The sequence below is a fragment of the Faecalimonas sp. LCP19S3_D12 genome (genome assembly GCF_052121495.1).
Classification (GTDB): Bacteria; Bacillota; Clostridia; order Lachnospirales; family Lachnospiraceae; genus Faecalimonas.
Map to the genome: position 1 here is coordinate 29543 of NZ_JBQKED010000003.1, position 21914 is coordinate 51456.

Below are 21914 nucleotides of genomic sequence, written 5' to 3' on the forward strand. Positions count from 1 at the left end.
AACCCGATTCGTTGGACAGACTAAAAGTGAAAAATTTTTAGGAGGGATCTCAATGATTGGGTTTTTTATTGCGTTAGTATCAGGTGCGCTGATGAGTGTACAGGGGGTGTTTAATACACAGGTGACGAAGACGACAGGAATGTGGGTGTCAAATGGATGGGTGCAGCTCAGTGCATTCGCAGTATGCCTTGTGGCATGGCTCATCGCCGGAAGAGACGATGTCATGACGATTGCAAAAGTAGAGCCGAAATATATGTTGCTTGGAGGTGTGATCGGAGCTGGAATTACATGGACGGTTATCAAGAGCATGGAGCAGTTAGGACCTGCAAAGGCGGCTCTTTTGATCGTGATTTCGCAGCTTATCATTGCATATGTCATTGAATTGCTGGGGCTGTTCGGTGTCGATAAACAGCCAATTGACTGGAGAAAAATCGGTGGTATGATCATCGCGTTAATCGGCGTTGCAATTTTTCAGTGGGAACGATAAAAGATTTCACGGAAATGTAACAAGACTGTAAAATTTTGTTGTAATTTAAAAGGAAATTCGTTACAATAAGAATGTCTAAGCATAGAGGGGTATCTGTAGTATTCTATACTATGGAGGATTTATGCAAAGAAAAATAAAAACATGTATAATATTGATTATTTTTATGCTGAGCTGTTGTGGATGCCAAAAGAAACATCAGGCGATGCAGGAATTGGAGGAGATCGCTCCGAAGCAATCAGAAATAGCTGAAAAAGAAGAACGAAAGGAAGAAAAGATGATATATGTCTATGTCTGTGGAGCCGTTACACAGACAGGTGTATATGAACTTCCACAGGACAGCAGGGTATATGAGGTGATTGAAAAAGCAGGAGGATTCGCAGAGAATGCGGATATTTCTGGGATTAATCAGGCTGCACTTTTGCAGGATGAGGAGCAGATTTACGTACCAGCAGTAGGCGAATTGGAGCAGACCTCACAAAATGAAGGCGAAGAAGGGGAAAAAAGCGGGAAGATTAACCTGAACACTTCCACAAAAGAGGAGTTGATGACCCTTCCGGGGATTGGCGAATCCAAGGCAGACAGTATTATAAAATATCGGGAAGAACAGGGGAAATTCCAATCGATAGAAGATATTAAGCAGATCGAAGGAATTAAAGATGGTGTCTTTCAAAAAATAAAAGATCTTATTACAGTTTAATATAGAGGGAGATAAACAATGGGAAAACGGGTATTAGTTGTAGATGATGAAAAATTGATCGTGAAAGGGATTCGTTTCAGCCTGTTACAGGATGGTATGGAAGTGGACTGTGCCTATGATGGGGAAGAGGCATTGGAGCTTGCAAAGAATAACGAATATGATCTACTCCTTTTGGATGTCATGTTGCCAAAGATGGATGGGTTTACAGTGTGCCAGCAGATTCGTGATTTTTCTGATGTGCCGATTGTCATGCTGACTGCAAAGGGAGATGACATGGATAAGATTTTAGGGCTTGAATATGGTGCCGACGATTATATTACGAAACCATTTAATATCTTGGAAGTAAAGGCAAGAATCAAAGCGATTATGCGAAGAACCGGAAGAAAAGAAGAAAAAATGATAGAAAGTAATGTTTTGGTCAAACATGATATGAAGATCGACTGTGAGAGTAGAAGAGTGTTTATTCAGGATCGAGAGATTAATTTGACAGCGAAAGAATTTGATCTTTTGGAGTTGCTCGCAAAAAATCCAGATAAAGTATACAGCAGAGAAAAACTGTTGAATCTGGTATGGGGATATGAGTACCCGGGAGATGCAAGAACGGTAGATGTACATATCAGACGTTTGAGAGAAAAAATAGAGAAACATCCAAGTGATCCGAAATACGTATATACAAAGTGGGGAGTTGGTTACTATTTTAGGGGTTAAATGGCAGATTAAAAGCAAACTCATCAAAAGTCTGCGTTCAAGGATTGTTTTGCTGATTATGCTGACGAGTCTGCTCCCATGTATCGTTTTAAAAGAGACACTTCTAAAACAGTATGAGGAAAACGCAGTGTCGCTTCGAAGTGCAGAGGTGCAGAATCAAGGGACTATCCTATGTAATCAGTTGAGCAGTTCCAATTATATGGAAGGGACAATTTCCGAAGCAATCAACTCAGAGATACTGCAGTTATCTAATATTTACAATGGGCGTGTGATGGTGATTGATTCCGAATACCGCATTGTGAAGGATACGTTCGGAACGGAAGAGGGAAAGACGATTATCTCATCTGAGGTAGTGCAGTGTTTTGGTGGAAAATCGACGAATCATTATGATGCCAAGGAGCGTTATATTGAAGTGGCATCTCCCATTATGTCGGGAAATGGCAAAGAGATTATCGGTGCTGTACTAATCAGTATTTCAGCAGATAATATATTGGATACGCTGGAGATGTTGGAGTCGAATGCGAACATTATTCTTGGAATGACGGTGTTGTTGTTGATTGTTATCGTTTCTTTTCTTTCAAACAAAATGGTGAAACCGTTTGCAAGAATTACACAAGCGATTGAGGATGTGACCGAAGGATATGACAACGACTATTTGAAAGAGAATGCTTATACGGAGACGAAACAAATTTCCGATGCGTTTAACAAGATGTTGGGGCGCTTGAAGGTGCTGGATGATTCCAGACAGGAGTTTGTATCCAATGTGTCGCATGAATTGAAGACACCGCTTACATCTATGAAAGTGCTTGCAGATTCACTTCTTGCACAGGAGGATGTACCGGTGGAACTATATCAGGAATTTATGGGAGACATTACAGAGGAGATTGAGAGAGAGAACAAGATTATTAACGATTTACTGTCTCTTGTAAAGATGGATAAGACAGCCTCTGATTTGAATGTAAAACCAGAGAATATCAACGAGTTGGTAGAGCGGATATTGAAGCGGGTGCGCCCGATTGCGGCAGTGCGCAATATAGAAGTTGTGTTTGAAAGTTTTCGCCCAGTAACAGCAGAGGTTGATGAAGTGAAGCTTTCTCTTGCTATATCGAATTTAGTGGAGAATGCAATCAAATACAATAAAGAAGAGGGATGGGTGCATGTGTCCCTCAACGCAGATCACAAATATTTTTATGTGAAGGTTGCAGATTCTGGAATTGGAATACCGGAGGAGTCGATTGAACATATTTTTGAGAGATTTTATCGTGTGGATAAATCCCACTCCAGAGAGATTGGCGGAACGGGACTTGGTTTGGCGATTGCGAGAAATGCGATTGTCATGCACCGGGGAGCTGTGAAGGTATACAGTGAAGAAGGGACAGGAACGACCTTTACCGTGCGTGTTCCACTGAACTATATTGTGTAAATGCAGGTGGAGAAAAGGGGAATGACATGAAAAAAAGAATGTATGCAGCGATTTTGTTTCTGTGCATGATATTTGCAAGTGGCTGTACATCCGGGAAGCATATGGAAGATGCGGGAATGTACATCTACTATCTGAATACCGATGATGACGCGTTGGAAAAGCAAGAGTATGAAAACAACTCAGAAAAGACGGAGACTGTCGTGAAAGATATGCTTAAGGAACTGAAGAAAGCGCCGGAGTCGATTGAGATGAAGTCGGTATTCCCAAAAGAAGTCAAGGTGGAATCATTCGAGATCAAAGATAATTGTCTGGAACTGCATTTTAATAAGGCATATGCAAAGATGAAAAAGGCAAGGGAAGTACTCTGTCGGGCTGCGGTTGTGCAGACACTTGTGCAGATTGACGGTATTGATTTTGTATCTTTTTATGTTGGTGATGACGTGCTGAAAGATCGAGAAGGTGTACCGATCGGATTGATGAGCGCGGATGATTTTGTACAAAATACAGGATCTTCTTTGAGCAGTTATCAGGTGACGTCATTGAATCTTTATTTCTCAAATGAAGATGGGACAAAACTTGTGAGTGAAAAGATCAACGATGTACATTACAGCAACAATACATCTATCGAGAAGCTGATTATGGAACAGTTAATGCGAGGGCCTACAACGAGCAAAGCGCAGGCAACTATACCGGCAGAGACAAAACTTTTGGGGGTGTCTGTAAAAGATGGTATTTGTTATGTGAATCTGGATTCCACATTTTTGACAGAAGGATATAATCAAAAGCCCGAGGTGGCAATTTATTCGATTGTGAACTCCATCATCGAAAGTGGAAATGCAAGCCGTGTGCAGATATTGATCAACGGCGCAAGTGACGAGGCATATAAGGGAAGTATCCAACTGGATCGTCCCTTGGAATGGAATTCAGCATTAATTGAGGAGAAAAAAGAAGAATGAAAAAAAGACCATTATGTTACATGTGTCTGGTCTTTTTATTGATAAAAAGCGTGCTCCTGTTTCTGACAGGTGGGCAGTCGGGAAGGCTGCCTGCCGATTCTATTTTTCGGGAAGGGAAAGAAAAAGAAGTCATCTTGCAGGGGCAGGTATATCAAAAGACGAGCACATCAAAGATGCAGATCTTATATCTAAAAAACAATTCTATGAAAAGTCAAAATGAATCATTTTATGAATCCAAGATAATAGTATATGATAAGACATTTCAAAATATTGCGATTGGGAAAACGGTCAAATTGTGTGGAAAAGCCAATGTGTTTGAAGCAGCACATAATCCAGGGAATTTTGATCAGAGGCAATACTATGCAAAACAAAATATTTATGGTATGGTCTGGAGTGAAAAGATCATGGAAGTGAGTGGAAAGGCCAATCGACTTATGAATTCTCTTTGCGGTCTGAAGCAGGCATGGAAGGGGAAGCTGACAGAGACGATGGGTGAAAAAAATGGCGCTATTTTAAGTGCGATTTTATTGAGTGAGAAGAAGGAGATGGATGCAGAGATTAAGGAGCTGTATCAGAAAAATGGGATCGGACATGTTTTGGCAATCTCAGGACTTCATATATCTTTTATCGGACTGAGTGTGTATCAAATTTTCCGAAAAGTCGGAAGTCCTTATTTTGTCGCTGGAATCGGATCTGGTACACTGCTTTTTCTGTATGTCTTAATGATTGGTTTTTCTGTGTCAGTGATACGTGCTGCGATTATGCTTTTACTTCGCATTGGCGCAGATATGACAGGAAGAGTCTATGATATGGCTACCGCATTATTTTTCGCAGGGGCAGTGACTGTCCTTTGGCAGCCATTATACCTTGCAGACGCGGGATTTTTACTGTCATATGGAGCGATACTTGGAATCTTAACCATTCTTCCGGCAATAGAAAAACTGTTCCCGTGCAAATATCAGGTTGTGAAAGGGATGTATGCGAGTATCAGCATTAATCTAATACTGTTTCCAGTGCTTTTGTACTTTTATTTTGAGTTCCCAATTTATTCACTTTTATTGAATATGGCAGTGATACCGATGATGTCATGGGTTCTGGGGCTTGGACTTATCGGCAGCCTGTTTTTGCCAATCTGTCAGCCGATAGGTATAGTTTTGGTAAAAGTGTGTGGAATACTTTTGGAACTGTTTGAGTGGATGAGCCGCTTCACAAGCCGATTGCCGGGGGCGAGAATGGTGTTTGGACAGCCGTCGTGGTGGCAGATCAGTGTTTATTACCTTTTGGTATTTGGAAGTGTTATTTTTGTTTTGAAATGTAACAAAAAAGAAGCACTTCGGCTTCTTAGAAAGAGTGTGTGGGGTGTGTTTCCAATGATTCTGTTTGGGTTTTCTATCGGGCATGGGACAGGAGGAAAGCTTTTCGTGACAGTAATCGATGTGGGACAGGGAGATGGTATTCTGATTCGGGGACCGAAAAATGGGACTTACCTGATTGACGGGGGAAGCAGTGATGTCAAAGAAGTAGGAAAATATAGGATAGAACCTTTTTTGAAATCACAGGGGATTGGAACTTTAGACTATGTCCTGATCTCGCATGGAGACAGTGATCACTACAGTGGCGTTGAGGAGATGATCACAAGACAGGATGTGGGGGTAAGCATGAAAAACCTTGTGCTTCCGGCAACTTATCAACAAGATGAGGCATTAACAAAACTCGCGGCACTTGCAAAAAAAGCGGGAATAAGGGTGTTGGTAATTCGTCCCGGCATGAGACTCCAGGAAGGGGATCTTCAGGTGACCTGCATTCAACCGGAGGAGGAGTTCCCAGGGGAAATCGGAAATGCTTCCTCTATGGTACTTGATATCTGTTATCAGAAGTTTGGTATGCTTTGTACAGGTGATGTTGAGGAAAAAGGGGAGGAAATTTTGCTGGAGCAGGTGAAAAAAAAGGTGTATTCGGTGCTGAAAGTGGCACATCACGGGTCAAAAAATTCGACCAAGGAAGAGCTTTTAAAGATAATCCAGCCCAATATTTCGCTAATCTCGGCTGGGAAAGGAAACCGATACGGGCATCCGCATAAAGAGACACTGGAGAGACTGAACGCTATAGACAGTGCGGTTTACAGTACAATCGAAAATGGGGCGATCACATTGAAAAGTGATGGAAATACGCTTTCGATTGTCGGATTTCATTGACATTTCAGAAGCTTGCATTTAGACTAAGAGAAGATAAAGTAGATGGAGTGTAGTGAATATGAAAAGTCTGAATGAAGATTTGAAAACCGGACAATTGAAACAGATATATCTTTTGTATGGCGAAGAGGCATATTTAAAAAAACAGTATAAAGACAAGCTGCACTATGCGATTGTTCCACCGGATGATACGATGAATTACGCATACTATGAAGGAAAAGGAATTAACGCGAAAGAAGTCATTGATCTTGCTGAGACGCTGCCGTTTTTTGCAGAGCGCAGATTGATTATTTTGGAAAACAGCGGATTTTTTAAGAATGCGTCTCCGGAACTTTCGGATTATATCAAGGAACTTCCGGAGACCACTTCTATGATTTTTGTCGAGAGTGAGATTGATAAGCGAGGAAAGCTTTATAAGGCGGTAAAAGACAAAGGAAGGATCGTGGAACTCGGACGGCAGGATGAGGCGACACTTCTTCGGTGGATTGCGGGGAGTGTGAGGCGCGAGAATAAGCAGATTACGGAGCAGGTAATTCGGTTCTTTTTGACAAAGGTTGGAACTGATATGGAGAATATCCAAAAGGAACTGGAAAAATTATTCTGCTATACACTAGACAAGTCGGAGATTACCGCACAGGATGTGGAAGAGATCTGTACGACACAGATTACAAATCAGATCTTTGATATGGTCAATGCAGTTGCAGAAAAGCAGCAGAGAAAGGCGCTTGATTATTATTATGATCTAGTAGCGCTGAAAGAGCCGCCGATGCGGATTTTGTTCTTGTTGACCAGACAGTTTCGACTGCTTTTGGAAGTTAAGGACATGGACAAAAGAGGATATCCACGAAAAGAGATTGCATCAAAAGTGGGACTGCATCCATTTGTAGTGGGAAAATATCAGGAGCAGGCAAGGGCATTTTCAAGCAAGGCACTTCGTGAAATTATTGAAGACAGCGTGGATATGGAAGAGGCTGTCAAGACGGGGCGGCTGAGTGATATGCTTGGGGTAGAGCTGTTTATAATGAAGTATTCCGCAAAATAATGTTTTTATAGTGGAATCCCGTTTGAAATTACGTTATAATAAAAAACTGTGAGAAAGTAATAGTTGGAGGAATAACAGTGGCAGGAATAGATCAGAGTAAAATACGAAATTTTTGTATTATTGCGCATATTGACCATGGAAAGTCAACATTGGCAGACCGGATCATTGAGAAGACCGGATTATTGACAAGCCGTGAGATGCAGTCTCAGGTGCTTGATAACATGGAATTGGAACGTGAGCGTGGAATTACGATCAAAGCACAGACGGTTCGTATTGTATATAAGGCAAAAGATAGTGAAGAATATATATTTAATTTAATTGATACTCCGGGGCATGTGGATTTCAATTACGAAGTTTCCCGAAGCCTTGCGGCGTGTGATGGGGCGATTCTTGTCGTGGATGCGGCACAGGGAGTAGAGGCGCAGACATTGGCAAATGTATATCTGGCATTGGATCATGATTTGGATGTTGTGCCGGTGATTAATAAGATCGACCTTCCAAGTGCGGATCCGGAACGGGTGATAGAAGAGATTGAGGATGTCATCGGAATCGAGGCGGAAGATGCACCGCGTATTTCTGCAAAAACAGGATTGAATATCGAAGATGTACTAGAGCAGATTGTGGCAAAGATTCCGGCGCCGACGGGAGATCCGAAGGCTCCGCTTCAGGCGTTGATTTTTGATTCTCTGTATGATTCCTATAAGGGAGTGATTGTGTTTTGCCGTATCAAAGAAGGAACGGTGAAAAAAGGGACATCGATTCAGATGATGGCGACAGGGGCGAAGGCAGAAGTCGTGGAAGTTGGATATTTTGGAGCGGGACAGTTCATTCCTTGCGAGGAATTAAGTGCGGGAATGGTTGGATATATTACCGCCAGTTTGAAAAATGTGAAAGATACTCGTGTTGGTGATACCGTGACAGATGCGAACAGACCTTGCAAAGAACCACTTCCGGGATATAAAAAGGTGCAGCCGATGGTATATTGCGGACTCTATCCGGCAGATGGAGCAAAATATCAGGATCTGAGAGATGCGCTGGAAAAACTGCAGCTCAATGACGCCGCACTTCAGTTTGAGCCGGAGACATCGATTGCACTTGGATTTGGTTTCCGATGTGGTTTTTTAGGGTTGTTGCATTTGGAAATTATTCAGGAGCGTTTGGAGAGAGAGTACAATCTGGATCTTGTGACAACCGCGCCGGGCGTTATTTACAAAGTTTATAAGACAAATGGAGAAGTGATTGAACTGACAAATCCGTCGAATCTTCCGGATCCGGCTGAAATCGATTATATGGAAGAACCGGTTGTGAAAGCTGAGATTATGGTTACGTCTGAATTTATCGGAGCGATCATGGATCTTTGCCAGGAACGTCGAGGAATTTATCAGGGAATGGAGTATATCGAAGAGACAAGAGCAGTGCTTCGCTATATTCTTCCTTTGAATGAGATTATTTATGATTTCTTCGATGCGTTAAAATCGCGTTCCAGAGGATATGCGTCATTTGACTATGAGATGGCAGGATATGAACGGTCAGAACTTGTGAAATTGGATATTCTTATTAATAAAGAAGAAGTCGATGCATTATCTTTTATTGTCCATAGTGGGACTGCATACGAACGTGGACGTAAGATGTGTGAAAAATTAAAAGAAGAGATTCCAAGACAGCTGTTTGAGATTCCGATTCAGGCGGCAATCGGAAGCAAAGTCATCGCGCGGGAGACAGTGAAGGCGATGCGTAAAGACGTGCTGGCAAAATGCTACGGTGGTGATATTTCCCGTAAGAGAAAGCTTTTGGAAAAGCAAAAAGAAGGGAAGAAGAGAATGCGTCAGGTTGGAAACGTAGAGATTCCGCAGAAAGCATTCATGAGCGTGTTGAAACTAGACGATAAATAGTAATTGGGGACGTAGTAAAATTGAATTTTACTACGTCCCCAATTAAATGTAGCCCTGTCCCTTTTTGGAGGTGGATAATGAAAAACGAACTGGAATTATATCTTCATATTCCGTTTTGTGTAAGGAAATGCGCCTACTGTGATTTCCTTTCAAGTCCGGAAAATGGGGAAACAATAGAAAATTATGTGGAGGCACTGATAAGTGAGATCAAAGCTTACCAAGCCCTGTCCCTAAATGACACAGTAGTGACTATTTTTCTTGGCGGAGGTACGCCGTCTGTTTTAGAAGGAAATCAAATGGAGCGAATTTTTGAGGCATTACATGAGGTGTTTGAGATTGCAGAAGATGCAGAGATTACAGTGGAGGCAAATCCTGGAACAGTGACACCAGAGAAGCTGTCTGCCTATCGAAAACTTGGTATCAATCGTATCAGTTTTGGTTTACAGTCGGCAGACAATGGAGAATTGAAGCTGCTTGGAAGAATCCATACATATGAGCAATTTTTGGAAAGCTATGAGATGGCAAGAAAGACAGGATTCACGAATATTAACATAGATTTGATTTCGGCAATTCCAAAGCAGACAGTAAGAAGCTGGGAAGAGACACTAAAGCGAATTATACGCCTCAAGCCGGAGCATATTTCGGCGTATAGTTTGATTATTGAAGAGGGCACGTCATTCGCAAAACTGTATGGAGAAGGCAGTCCACTGGAGCGAGATCTTCCAAGTGAGGAGGAGGAGCGTCTCATGTATGAAAAGACCGAAGAAATATTAGACCAAAACGGATATCATCGTTATGAGATTTCCAATTATGCAAAAGAGGGAATGGAATGTCGGCATAATTTGGGATACTGGGAACGGAAAAATTATCTAGGACTCGGACTTGGAGCGTCGTCTTTATTAGATAACAGACGCTATAGTAATACTGAGAATCTAAGAGAATATACAGAGTGCGCAGGACAGCCAGAGAAGATCAGAAAAAACACAGAGCATCTGACGGAGGAAGAGCAGATGGAAGAATTTATTTTTTTAGGACTTCGGAAGATGAATGGCATTTCAGAACAGGCTTTTTGGAATTGTTTCCAAAAAACAATCTGGGACTGCTACGGAGAAAATATCAGGAAAGTCATGGAAAAAGGTTTGTTAAAGCAACGGGAAGGCTGTTTGAGTCTGACAAAAAAAGGAATCGATGTGAGTAACTATGTGTTTGCAGAAATACTATATCAATAAAAATGTTGATTACATGAGGGAGGAAGCAAAAATGACATACGAAGAATTATTAGAAAACGCAAGACCAGAGATGGGAAAATATTGTAAGGCATGTTCGGTATGTAACGGAAAAGCATGTGGGAACCAGATGCCGGGACCGGGAGCGAAAGGTGTGGGAGATACGGCAATTCGCAATTATGAAAAATGGAAGGATATCCGTATTAATATGGATACACTCTGCGCAAATAAGAAGGTAGATACAAGTCTCAATATTTTTGGAAAATCATTCAGATATCCGTTTTTTGCGGGGCCGGTCGGAGCGGTAAATCTACACTATGGAGAAAAATATAATGATGCATCTTACAATGAGGTGCTGGTTTCGGCTTGTGCTAAGGCGGGGATTGCTGCTATGACAGGTGATGGAGTCAATGCAGATGTGATGAAATGTGCGACAGAGGCAATCAAAAAAGCCACAGGTGTTGGAATTCCGACTGTAAAACCTTGGAATTTGGAAACGGTTAAAGAAAAAATGAGATTAGTAGAAGATTCCGGGGCATTTGCTGTTGCAATGGACGTGGATGCGGCAGGACTTCCATTTTTGAAAAATATGACTCCGCCGGCAGGAAGAAAATCCGTGGAAGAGTTACATAAAATTGCGGCATCAACCCGCGCCCCGTTTATTGTGAAAGGGATCATGACTGTGAGGGGAGCACTGAAAGCAGAGGCAGCAGGAGCAGATGCGATTGTCGTGTCGAATCATGGAGGGCGTGTGCTGGATCAATGTCCGGCTACCGCAGAAGTTCTGGAAGAGATTGCAAAAGCAGTAAAGGGGAAAATGAAGATTTTCGTGGATGGAGGAATCCGCTCCGGTGTGGATGTGTTTAAAGCATTGGCACTTGGTGCAGACGGTGTGATCATCTGTCGTCCATTTGTAACGGCTGCGTACGGAGGAGGCACAGACGGAGTGCAACTATATATAGAAAGAATCGGTTCAGAGCTTGCCGATACGATGGCAATGTGTGGAGCAAATAGTTTAAAAGAAATTACAAAGGATATGATATGGCGATGAAAAAGACAACATTAATGACGGAGGGAAATATTTGGAAACAGATTCTGTTCTTTTCCATTCCTCTGATTTTGGGAAATCTGCTTCAGCAGCTTTACAATACGGCAGATTCCATTATTGTAGGAAATTTCGTGGGAAGTGAGGCGTTGGCGGCAGTCGGCTCCAGTGGCTCGCTGATCAATCTTTTGATATCGTTCTGCATGGGAGCGTCTGCGGGGGCCGGAGTAGTCATTGCCCAGTATTATGGTGCGAACGACAAAAAGAGAGTGCAGGATGCAGTGCATACAACATTGGCGATTGCAGTGGTGACAGGAGCAATCCTGTCTATTGTAGGAATAGTGGCAAGTCCGCTGCTTTTGCAGTGGATGGGAACTCCGAAGGAGGTTATGCCGAATTCTGTTCTGTATCTGAGGATCTTTTTCGGAGGACTTGTGTTCAATGTGATTTACAATATGGCAGCTGGAATTTTAAATGCAGTGGGCAATTCCAAACGTTCCTTGATTTATCTGGCAATCGCATCTGTTTCCAATATCGTATTGGATCTTGTGTTTGTCATGGGACTGCATATGGGTGTGGCAGGTGTTGCCATTGCAACAGATATCAGTCAGGTGTTGTCAAGTATTTTCATCCTACGTTTTTTGACGCGTGTAGATGAGCCATATCGTGCGGAACTGAAAAAGATAAGGTGGGATGTCCCGATGGCAAACCGTATCATCAAAATCGGTTTGCCGACCGGAATTCAGAACATGGTCATTTCATTCTCAAATGTGCTGATTCAGTCTAGCGTGAATGGATTTGGAGCGAAAGCAATGGCTGGATTTGCGGCTTATATAAAAGTAGACGGATTTAATATTCTTCCGGTGATGAGCTTTAGTATGGCTGCAACTACATTTACTGGACAAAATATCGGTGCTGGCAAGATTGACCGTGTAAAGAAAGGAATGTGGGTGACCCTTTGCATGGGGATTGTTTATACAATCGTGACAGGAGTGCTGCTGCTTAGTTTCTCGCACCAGATCATTGGCATATTTACAAAAGATGCGGATGTAATTTATTTTGGGACATTGGCAATGTGGTATTTCTGTCCGTTCTATTCACTGCTGAGCATCATGCATGAGATGGCGGGAACCATTCGTGGAACCGGAAAAACAATTCCGCCGATGGCAATCATTTTATTCTCGCTCTGCATTTACAGGGTGTTGTGGGTACAGCTTGTAGTTCCGCACTTTGACAGTATCCGTGGAGTTTACATTGCATATCCGATTTCGTGGGCAATCGGGGCGGCTTTGATGGCACTGTATGCGTGGAAAGGGAAATGGATTCCGAGAAAAGAAGAATAGTATAGAAAGAAAAATTTTATGAAAAAACGATATAATTTTAAAGTGATTTTTGGTATCTGGTATGTCTGAAAGGGAGTATTTTTCTGTCTAAAAATGTAACAGTTCAGCCATATACAAAAAAATGTAAAAAATATATAAACTAGGTTGACAAACGAAAATCAGAGTGTTATCTTAATAATCGTAAGGTGTTAGCACTCGAAAGAATAGAGTGCTAATAGAAAAAACCGAGAAGGAGGGTGAACATGAAATCGAATCATGAATTAGATGATCGTAAGATGAAGATTTTACAGACGATCATCAAGACATATTTGGAGACAGGTGATCCGGTTGGTTCCAGAACAATTTCTAAATATACAGATCTGAATTTAAGTTCAGCGACCATTCGTAATGAGATGGCAGATTTGGAAGAGTTGGGATATATCATGCAGCCTCATACATCGGCAGGTCGTATTCCGTCAGACAAAGGATATCGGTTATATGTAGATATGCTGATGGAAGAAAAAGAGCAGGAAGTTACAGAGATGAAGGAACAGATGCTTGTGAAGGCAGACAAGATGGATCAGCTTTTAAAGCAGGCAGCGAAGGTTCTGGCAACGAACACGAATTACGCAACGATGATTTCTGCTCCGACATATAACAGGAACAAATTAAAATTCATTCAGTTATCTCAGGTTGATGAGAAGCAGATTATTGCGGTCATTGTCATGGAGGGGAACATCATTAAGAATAAGATTGTGACTGTTTCAGAACCACTGAGCAATGAGACTCTATTAAAGCTTAACATGCTTCTGAATACGAACCTTAATGGAATGGAGATTGAGGAGATCAACTTAGGGATGATTGCCAGATTAAAAGAGCAGGCCGGAATTCACAGTGAAGTGATCAGCGATGTTCTTGATGCGGTGGCAAATACCATTCAGCTTGACAACGATTTGGAAATCTATACAAGCGGTGCAACGAATATTTTTAAATATCCGGAACTGAGCGATAATCAAAGTGCACAGGAGATTATCAGTGCCTTCGAGGAAAAGCAACAGCTCGCAGAGCTTGTGACACAGACACTTTCCAGTCAGGAGAACAAAGGAATTCAAGTTTATATCGGCAATGAGACACCGGTACAGACAATGAAGGATTGCAGTGTCGTGACAGCAACGTATGAATTGGGAGAGGGAATGCAGGGAACGATAGGAATTATCGGACCAAAGAGAATGGATTATGAAAATGTAATGACAACGTTGAAGACTCTGATGGTAGAGTTGGATGCAATATTCCATAAAGAACATTAGAAAGGTGGAACGATCCATTGGAAAAAGAATTTAGCAAAGAAGAGATGGTAAAAGAAGCCGTGGAGGAAGCAAAAAAAGCGGCTAAAGAGCAGCAGACAGAGATGGAAGAGACAGCAGAAGAGGTAACTGACGAAGAACTTGCGGAAGAGAAAGATTCAGAAGCAGGGGAAGACGGGGCAGAAAAGAAAGACAAGAAGTTATTCAAACGCAAACCGAAAAAAGATAAAAAGGATGAGCAGATTGAAGAACTTACTGATAGACTGACAAGACAGATGGCAGAATTTGATAATTTCCGCAAGCGTACAGAGAAAGAAAAATCAGCGATGTATGAAGTGGGAGCAAAGGATATTATCGAAAAGATATTGCCGGTGATTGACAATTTTGAAAGAGGTCTTAGCGCAGTGACAGAAGAACAAAAGGATGATTCTTTTGTGACAGGTATGGAGATGATCTATAAACAGATCATGACAACGCTCGACGGAGTCGGGGTAAAAGTAATTGAGGCAGTAGGACAGGAATTCAATCCGGATCTACACAATGCAGTGATGCATGTGGAAGACGAGGAAGCAGGTGAGAATATCATCGTAGAAGAATTCCAAAAAGGATACACCTATAGAGACAGTGTCGTAAGACACAGTATGGTAAAAGTAGCAAACTAATTTAGGAGGACAAAATCATGGGAAAAATTATTGGTATTGACTTAGGAACAACAAACAGCTGTGTAGCAGTTATGGAAGGTGGACAGCCAACTGTTATCGCCAACACAGAAGGTGCAAGAACAACACCATCGGTAGTAGCATTTACAAAGACAGGAGAACGTCTCGTAGGGGAACCTGCAAAACGTCAGGCAGTTACAAACGCTGACAAGACAATCTCTTCTATTAAAAGAGAGATGGGTACAGATCACAAAGTATCTATCGATGATAAAAAATACTCTCCACAGGAAATTTCAGCAATGATTCTTCAGAAACTGAAAGCAGATGCAGAAGGGTATCTTGGAGAAAAAGTATCAGAAGCAGTTATCACAGTACCGGCTTACTTTAATGATGCTCAGCGTCAGGCAACAAAAGATGCTGGTAAAATTGCAGGTCTTGATGTAAAACGTATCATCAACGAACCAACAGCAGCAGCACTTGCATATGGTCTTGACAACGAAAAAGAACAGAAGATTATGGTATATGACCTTGGTGGTGGTACATTCGACGTATCTATCATTGAGATTGGTGACGGTGTTATCGAAGTATTATCTACAGCCGGAGACAACAGACTTGGTGGAGATGACTTTGACCAGAAGATCACAGATTACATGTTAGCAGAGTTCAAACGCATGGAAGGTGTGGATCTCTCTACAGATAAGATGGCGCTTCAGAGATTAAAAGAAGCAGCAGAAAAAGCGAAAAAAGAACTTTCATCTGCAACTACAACAAATATCAACCTGCCATTTATCACAGCGACAGCAGAAGGTCCAAAACATTTTGATATGAACCTTACAAGAGCAAAATTTGATGAATTGACACATGACTTGGTAGAGAGAACAGCAGAACCTGTTACAAGAGCATTGTCAGATGCAGGTCTTACAGCTTCTGAATTAGGTCAGGTATTGTTAGTCGGTGGTTCTACACGTATTCCGGCAGTACAGGATAAAGTAAAACAGCTTACAGGAAAAGAGCCAAGCAAATCCTTAAACCCAGATGAATGCGTTGCTTTAGGAGCTTCTGTTCAGGGGGGAAAATTAGCAGGAGATGCAGGTGCAGGCGACATTCTTTTACTTGATGTAACTCCACTTTCATTATCTATTGAGACAATGGGTGGTATTGCTACAAGATTGATTGAGAGAAATACAACAATTCCTACAAAGAAGAGTCAGATTTTCTCTACAGCAGCAGACAATCAGTCAGCAGTAGATATCAATGTCGTACAAGGTGAAAGACAGTTTGCAAGAGATAACAAATCTCTCGGCCAGTTCAGACTTGACGGTATTGCTCCGGCTCCACGCGGAATTCCTCAGATTGAAGTTACATTTGATATCGATGCAAACGGTATTGTAAATGTATCTGCAAAAGATTTGGGAACAGGAAAAGAGCAGCACATTACAATCACAGCAGGATCCAACATGTCAGATTCAGATATCGACAGAGCTGTAAAAGAAGCTGCTGAGTTTGAAGCACAGGATAAAAAACGTAAAGAAGCAATCGACGCAAGAAACGATGCAGATGCAATGATCTTCCAGACAGAGAAAGCACTTTCAGAAGTTGGAGATAAAATTGATGCAACAGAAAAGGCAACTGTAGAAGCGGATATTCAGGCATTGAAAGATACTTTGGCAAAATCAAATCCAGAAGAGATGACAGATGCTCAGGTAGAGGAGATTAAAGCTGGTAAAGAAAAACTGATGGCAAGTGCACAGCAGTTATTTACAAAGATGTATGAACAGGCTGGAGCCGCAGCAGGTGCAGCAGGAGCTCAAGGAGGACCAACACCAGAAGCAGGTCCGGCACCGGAAGGATTTAACGGAGACGATGTTGTAGACGGCGATTACAAAGAAGTCTAGAGCGCTTAGTGCGAAGACTGTTCGAGCGAGCTTAGCGAGATGAATAGGGTTCTGCGGAATTTGAGTAAAATCAGGTTTCGCAGAACTTCCTTATGAAAAAATAGAAAGGTTAAAAAGTTATGGCTGAAACGAAGAGAGATTATTATGAAGTGCTTGGCGTTGACAGGAATGCAGATGATGCAGCATTGAAAAAAGCGTATCGGGCATTGGCCAAAAAATACCATCCGGATATGAACCCGGGAGATAAGGAAGCAGAAAAGAAATTCAAAGAGGCATCAGAAGCGTATGCCGTACTTAGTGATGCCGAAAAACGTCGTCAATATGATCAGTTTGGTCATGCAGCATTTGAAGGCGGGGCAGGCGGAGCTGGTGGCGGCTTCGGCGGTTTCGATTTCAACGGTGCGGATTTTGGAGACATTTTCGGAGATATTTTCGGAGATTTGTTTGGAGGAGGTCGCCGTGGAGGTCGTGCTGGCAATGGACCGATGCAGGGGGCAAATATCCGAAAAGGTGTAAGGATTACATTTGAAGAAGCTGTATTCGGATGTGAAAAAGAATTGGAAGTGGTCATCAAGGACCCATGTACAACATGTAACGGAACAGGTGCAAAACCCGGAACTTCTCCGGCGACTTGCCCAAAATGTGGTGGAAAAGGTCAGGTTGTATATACTTCTCAGTCCTTCTTTGGAACCGTACAGAATGTACAGACTTGTCCGGATTGTCATGGCACAGGGAAAATTATCAAAGAGAAATGTTCTGATTGTGCTGGAACAGGTTATGTGGCAAGCAAGAAGACGATACAGGTATCCATTCCGGCAGGTATCGATAATGGACAAAGTATCCGAATCCGTGGAAAAGGAGAACCGGGAACAAACGGTGGTCCAAGAGGCGATCTGCTGGTAGAAGTAACGGTGTCGAGACATCCTGTTTTTGGACGTCAGGATATGCATATTTTCTCGACAGCACCGATTTCATTTGCACAGGCGGCACTCGGTGGAGATGTGCGTATTAAGACGGTGGATGGAGATGTTCTATATAATGTAAAACCAGGAACAAAGACAGACACAAAAGTACGTCTCAAAGGAAAAGGTGTACCATCGCTTCGCAACAAACAGGTTCGAGGAGATCACTATGTGACACTTGTCATCCAGACACCGGAGAAACTGAGTGCGGAAGCGAAAGAAGCGCTTCGTAAATTCGATGCACTGACTGGAAACACATTGAATCAGGATATCGATTTCGAGAAGACGGATAAGAAAAAAGGAAAGAAAAAAGGATTTATGGATAAATTAAAAGAGTCCTTTGAAGATTAGTGAGGAGGTACATAAGTACCTCCTTGTTTTAGTGGGCGGTCAGGACGACGACAGTACGTGCTCCGATCAGATAATCATTGCCGACATGGGACATCTGTTCTTTTTCAAACGTGCATCCGCTAGTGTCTGACAGGGAGGTGTCCACAGCAAGATGCCATTGCAGCGGTTTTGGAAGCTTTGGCAAATGGATGAGAATGGACTCCCAATAGGGATTGACAGCGAGGTAGACAATGTCTTCCGAGTCCTGTTTTTCATCGTGACCGGCGAACATGGTGCATACTATTTTGGAATCTTGAGTGAAATTATCATCCCACGGCGTGACACCGTGCTGGCTGATCGGTGGAAATCCGCAATGGCTTTGTGCGATGCTTTTTCGTATCGCCGGGTGATTGTGGCGAAAATGAATCATATATTTACAAAATTCAAAGATATCTCGATGAGTATCAATTAATTTCCAGTCAAGCCAAGAGGTCAAATTGTCTTGACAATAGGGATTGTTGTTGCCAAACCGGGTGTCACAGAATTCATCGCCGGATAAGAACATTGGAGTCCCACGGCTGCACATCAATACAGAGAACGCGTTTTTGATCATACGGTAGCGGAGCTTTAAAATCAAAGCATCTTTTGTGTCGCCCTCTGCGCCGCAGTTCCAGCTCCGGTTGTCGTCACTACCGTCTGTGTTGTTCCAGCCGTTCGCTTCGTTGTGCTTGTGATTGTATGAGTACAAATCATATAATGAAAAACCATCATGACAGGTGATAAAGTTGATAGAAGCATTTGTTCCACGTTCAAATGGATTGTATAAATCACTGGATCCGGAAATCCGAAGCGCGGCTTCTGGCGCTTTCCAGTACCCTCCTTTTAGAAAGTCGCGCAGATCGTCCCGGTACTTTCCGTTCCATTCCGACCAACGCTTCCAGGAAGGAAAATTTCCTACCTGATAGAGACCGCCTGCATCCCATGCTTCCGCAATCAATTTCACATCACCGAGAATCGGATCAAAAGCTAGTGTCTGCAAAAGAGGAGGCTTATCCATCGGAGTTCCATCTTCATTGCGACCAAGGATTGAGGCAAGATCAAAACGAAAACCATCCACCCGGTATGTCGTAACCCAGTATCGTAGACATTCCACAATCATCTGTTGGACAACCGGATGATTGCAGTTGACGGTATTTCCACAACCACTGAAATTATAATAGTTTCCATCCGGAGTGAGCATGTAATACACATTATTGTCAATCCCCTTGAAGGAGAAAAACGGTCCATCTTCATTGCCCTCGGCAGTATGATTGAATACGACATCCAGGATGACTTCAATACCGTTTTCTTTGAGTGTCTTTATCAGTTGCTTTAATTCTGTACCGACATGATTGTATTCTCTGTCAGATGCGTAGCTTGTATTTGGTGCAAAAAAGCTGACGGTGTTGTAGCCCCAGTAATCAAGCAGTTCCCTTCCATCAATCACACGGTGATCCCGCATCTCATCAAATTCAAAAATGGGCATTAGCTCGACTGCATTGATTCCAAGTTCTTTCAAATATGGGATTTTCTCCATAATTCCGTGAAATGTGCCGGGATGCGCAACACCGGAAGAAGCATCTTTTGTAAAACCGCGTACATGCATTTCGTAAATGACCAGATCTTCCATGGGGATAATCGAAGGTTTGGTAATCCCCCAGTCAAAATTGTTTTTCACAACCCTGCCCCGGTATCCAAGAAATGCATCCGGTTTTTGTCCCCATTCACTTTGTCCGACGACAGCTTTGGCATACGGATCCAGAAGTGGTTTGTGTTTATCAAATAGAAGACCCTTTTTCTTATCATAAGGACCGTCAAGACGAAAAGCATATTGAAAATCTTCCACATCAAGGTCAAATACAATCATGGAAAAAACATTTCCGATGCGGTAGTTGTCAGGGTATTTTAAAATAGCAAATGGTTCTTTTGCATAAGGCTCATAAAGCAGAAGTTCGCAAGAAGTGGCACCTTGTGAGTGGATGGTAAAACATACGCCGTCAGAAAGTGCGGTTGCTCCATTTATATCAAAGAATCCGGGGCGAATTCGAAACCCCTCTAAAGTATCAAGAGGAACCATGTGGTCTGAGTGTATCATTGATTTTTGCATAAGTCGTCCTCCTTTGTCTGGAATTGAGTTGTCTAACAATATGACTATATTGTAGCATAATTTTAGAGAATAAACAAAATAAAAATAAATAGTACAAGAGTGCTGTTTGTGTTAAAATAGAACGCAAAGAAAGCGTGGCACTGAAGATGTGTATCACGATTTCAAGGTGCAAATTATAGAAATAAGGAGAATAGAGATGTTACTATTAAATAAGAAAGATATTGAAAAGTCAGTTGATTTGGACGGAATGATGGATCAGATCGAGGAGGCATATAAGATCTTTGAATCGGGAGCTTACTATATGCCGCCAAGACCGACAGTGGAGCATGATAATAAGACACTGATTTACATGCCGTGTTATACCAAAGACAGTTTGGGGACAAAAATGCTTACGATTTTTCCGGAAAATGCAAGTCTTGGACTTCCGTCAATTGATGGACTGGTGTTGATGAATGATCCAAAGACAGGAAAACCGCTGGCAATTTTGGATGGACAGACAGTGACGGCATACCGAACAGGAGCTGTCGGCGGAGTCGGTATCCGGCATTTGTCGAGAAAAGATTGCCACACGGTGGGAATTGTAGGCGCAGGCGTACAGGGATTTCATCTGGCGCTGTATGCATGCAAGGCGAGAGAGATCCACACTGTCTATGTGTTCAATCACAGTGGACGGGACTTGACAGATTATCTGGCACGTTTAGAAAAAGCGATTGATAATCCGGGGACAAAAGTGGTACAATGTAATACGGTGGAGGAACTGGTACGAAGCAGCGAAATTATCTGTACTGCAACACCATCTGAGACAGCAGTGCTGCCAAATGATAAAGAGCTGTTAAGTGGAAAATGCATTATTGCAATCGGTTCTTATACACCGACAATGCGCGAGATTCCAGATGTTGTATTTGAGCTGGTGGATGACGTTTATGTGGAACTGGAATATGCCTGTGAAGAGAGCGGGGACTTAAGTCAGCCGCTGGCAGACGGGATTCTGACAAAAGACAGAGTTCGGTATATGCATGAACTGATCGATTCAGACATAGATGAAGATGCACTTACTCAAAAGACAACATATTTCAAGTCAGTCGGTATGGGGCTGTTTGATGTGTGTATAGCACAGAGATTAATGGACGATGCCAATCAAAAAGGAATCGGGCAGCAGATTGAGTTTTAAGTAACAGTTCGGCTGATTTGAGTTTTAGCAGTTGAACGGTTGCAAATGATGAGATAAAGGAGACAGGATTATGAAAGTAGTAGCAACAGAAAAAGCACCAAAAGCATTGGGACCATATTCACAGGGATATGTACATAACGGTATTTTTTATTCAGCGGGGCAGATTCCAATCAATCCTGAGACAGACACTGTGGAGGCAACAGATATTGCAGGACAGACAGAGCAGGTGTGCAAAAACTTTGCAGCTGTGTTGGAAGCAGCTGGAACTTCATTTGACAAAGTTTTAAAGACAACATGTTTCTTGAGCGACATGGGCGACTTTGCAGCATTCAATGAAGTGTATGCAAAATATTTTACATCAAAGCCTGCGAGAAGCTGTGTGGCAGTTAAGACATTACCAAAAAATGTACTTTGTGAAGTGGAACTAATCGCGGTTGTAGAAGAATAGGAAGGAAAT

General features: G+C 42.3%; 18 protein-coding genes. 17 read left to right on the plus strand and 1 reads right to left on the minus strand.

Annotation, left to right across the window (positions count from 1 at the left end; translation table 11 throughout):
• Window positions 1-52 precede the first annotated feature (52 nt).
• The 15 genes from ACTQXY_RS01450 to dnaJ all read left to right on the plus strand — a co-directional run bounded on the left by ACTQXY_RS01450 (window position 53) and on the right by dnaJ (window position 18161).
• A complete protein-coding gene (locus ACTQXY_RS01450; protein WP_441657972.1) occupies window positions 53-487 on the plus strand; it encodes a DMT family transporter in 435 nt (144 codons plus the stop codon).
• A 121-nt stretch (window positions 488-608) separates the two neighbouring features.
• Complete coding sequence (locus ACTQXY_RS01455) at window positions 609-1184, plus strand: helix-hairpin-helix domain-containing protein (RefSeq protein ID WP_441657973.1); 576 nt, start codon at window positions 609-611, stop codon at window positions 1182-1184.
• 18 nt (window positions 1185-1202) lie between these two features.
• Complete coding sequence (locus ACTQXY_RS01460) at window positions 1203-1892, plus strand: response regulator transcription factor (RefSeq protein WP_441657974.1); 690 nt, start codon at window positions 1203-1205, stop codon at window positions 1890-1892.
• On the plus strand, window positions 1837-3315 hold the full coding sequence (locus ACTQXY_RS01465) for a sensor histidine kinase (RefSeq protein WP_441657975.1): 1479 nt from the start codon (window positions 1837-1839) through the stop codon (window positions 3313-3315). The genes ACTQXY_RS01460 and ACTQXY_RS01465 overlap by 56 nt, the downstream gene beginning before the upstream one ends.
• A 26-nt stretch (window positions 3316-3341) precedes the next feature.
• Window positions 3342-4271, plus strand: a complete 930-nt coding sequence (locus ACTQXY_RS01470) for a GerMN domain-containing protein (RefSeq protein ID WP_441657976.1) — start codon at window positions 3342-3344, stop codon at window positions 4269-4271.
• Window positions 4268-6466 carry a DNA internalization-related competence protein ComEC/Rec2 gene (locus ACTQXY_RS01475; protein ID WP_441657977.1) on the plus strand — a complete coding sequence of 733 codons (2199 nt, stop codon included), beginning with the start codon at window positions 4268-4270 and terminating at the stop codon, window positions 6464-6466. Before ACTQXY_RS01470 ends, ACTQXY_RS01475 begins: the two co-directional genes overlap by 4 nt.
• A gap of 58 nt (window positions 6467-6524) precedes the next feature.
• The gene (gene holA / locus ACTQXY_RS01480) at window positions 6525-7505 is read left to right on the plus strand and encodes a DNA polymerase III subunit delta (RefSeq protein ID WP_441657978.1); all 981 of its coding nucleotides are present in this window, start codon (window positions 6525-6527) and stop codon (window positions 7503-7505) included.
• 77 nt (window positions 7506-7582) lie between these two features.
• Window positions 7583-9397: a translation elongation factor 4 gene (lepA, locus tag ACTQXY_RS01485; RefSeq protein WP_441657979.1), complete on the plus strand. Its 1815-nt coding sequence runs from the start codon at window positions 7583-7585 to the stop codon at window positions 9395-9397.
• A 77-nt stretch (window positions 9398-9474) separates the two neighbouring features.
• Window positions 9475-10626 (plus strand): radical SAM family heme chaperone HemW, encoded by a 1152-nt coding sequence (hemW, locus tag ACTQXY_RS01490; RefSeq protein ID WP_441657980.1) that lies wholly within the window; start codon window positions 9475-9477, stop codon window positions 10624-10626.
• Between the two features lie 31 nt (window positions 10627-10657).
• On the plus strand, window positions 10658-11674 hold the full coding sequence (locus ACTQXY_RS01495; protein WP_441657981.1) for an alpha-hydroxy-acid oxidizing protein: 1017 nt from the start codon (window positions 10658-10660) through the stop codon (window positions 11672-11674).
• Window positions 11671-13011 carry an MATE family efflux transporter gene (locus ACTQXY_RS01500; RefSeq protein ID WP_441658032.1) on the plus strand — a complete coding sequence of 447 codons (1341 nt, stop codon included), beginning with the start codon at window positions 11671-11673 and terminating at the stop codon, window positions 13009-13011. Before ACTQXY_RS01495 ends, ACTQXY_RS01500 begins: the two co-directional genes overlap by 4 nt.
• Window positions 13012-13253: 242 nt before the next feature.
• Window positions 13254-14297 carry a heat-inducible transcriptional repressor HrcA gene (gene hrcA, locus ACTQXY_RS01505; RefSeq protein WP_441657982.1) on the plus strand — a complete coding sequence of 348 codons (1044 nt, stop codon included), beginning with the start codon at window positions 13254-13256 and terminating at the stop codon, window positions 14295-14297.
• Window positions 14298-14341: 44 nt separating this feature from the next.
• Window positions 14342-14956 (plus strand): nucleotide exchange factor GrpE, encoded by a 615-nt coding sequence (gene grpE, locus ACTQXY_RS01510; RefSeq protein WP_441658033.1) that lies wholly within the window; start codon window positions 14342-14344, stop codon window positions 14954-14956.
• Window positions 14957-14973: 17 nt separating this feature from the next.
• Complete coding sequence (gene dnaK, locus ACTQXY_RS01515; protein WP_441657983.1) at window positions 14974-16848, plus strand: molecular chaperone DnaK; 1875 nt, start codon at window positions 14974-14976, stop codon at window positions 16846-16848.
• A gap of 119 nt (window positions 16849-16967) precedes the next feature.
• Complete coding sequence (gene dnaJ, locus ACTQXY_RS01520) at window positions 16968-18161, plus strand: molecular chaperone DnaJ (protein ID WP_441657984.1); 1194 nt, start codon at window positions 16968-16970, stop codon at window positions 18159-18161.
• A gap of 28 nt (window positions 18162-18189) precedes the next feature.
• Here the strand turns inward: dnaJ and ACTQXY_RS01525 are convergent, their stop codons facing one another.
• Window positions 18190-20286: an alpha-amylase family glycosyl hydrolase gene (locus tag ACTQXY_RS01525; RefSeq protein WP_441657985.1), complete on the minus strand. Its 2097-nt coding sequence runs from the start codon at window positions 20284-20286 to the stop codon at window positions 18190-18192.
• 196 nt (window positions 20287-20482) lie between these two features.
• Between ACTQXY_RS01525 and ACTQXY_RS01530 the strand changes: the two genes are divergently transcribed.
• On the plus strand, window positions 20483-21457 hold the full coding sequence (locus tag ACTQXY_RS01530) for an ornithine cyclodeaminase family protein (protein WP_441657986.1): 975 nt from the start codon (window positions 20483-20485) through the stop codon (window positions 21455-21457).
• 70 nt (window positions 21458-21527) lie between these two features.
• Window positions 21528-21905, plus strand: a complete 378-nt coding sequence (locus tag ACTQXY_RS01535) for a RidA family protein (protein WP_004611256.1) — start codon at window positions 21528-21530, stop codon at window positions 21903-21905.
• Window positions 21906-21914: the final 9 nt, after the last annotated feature.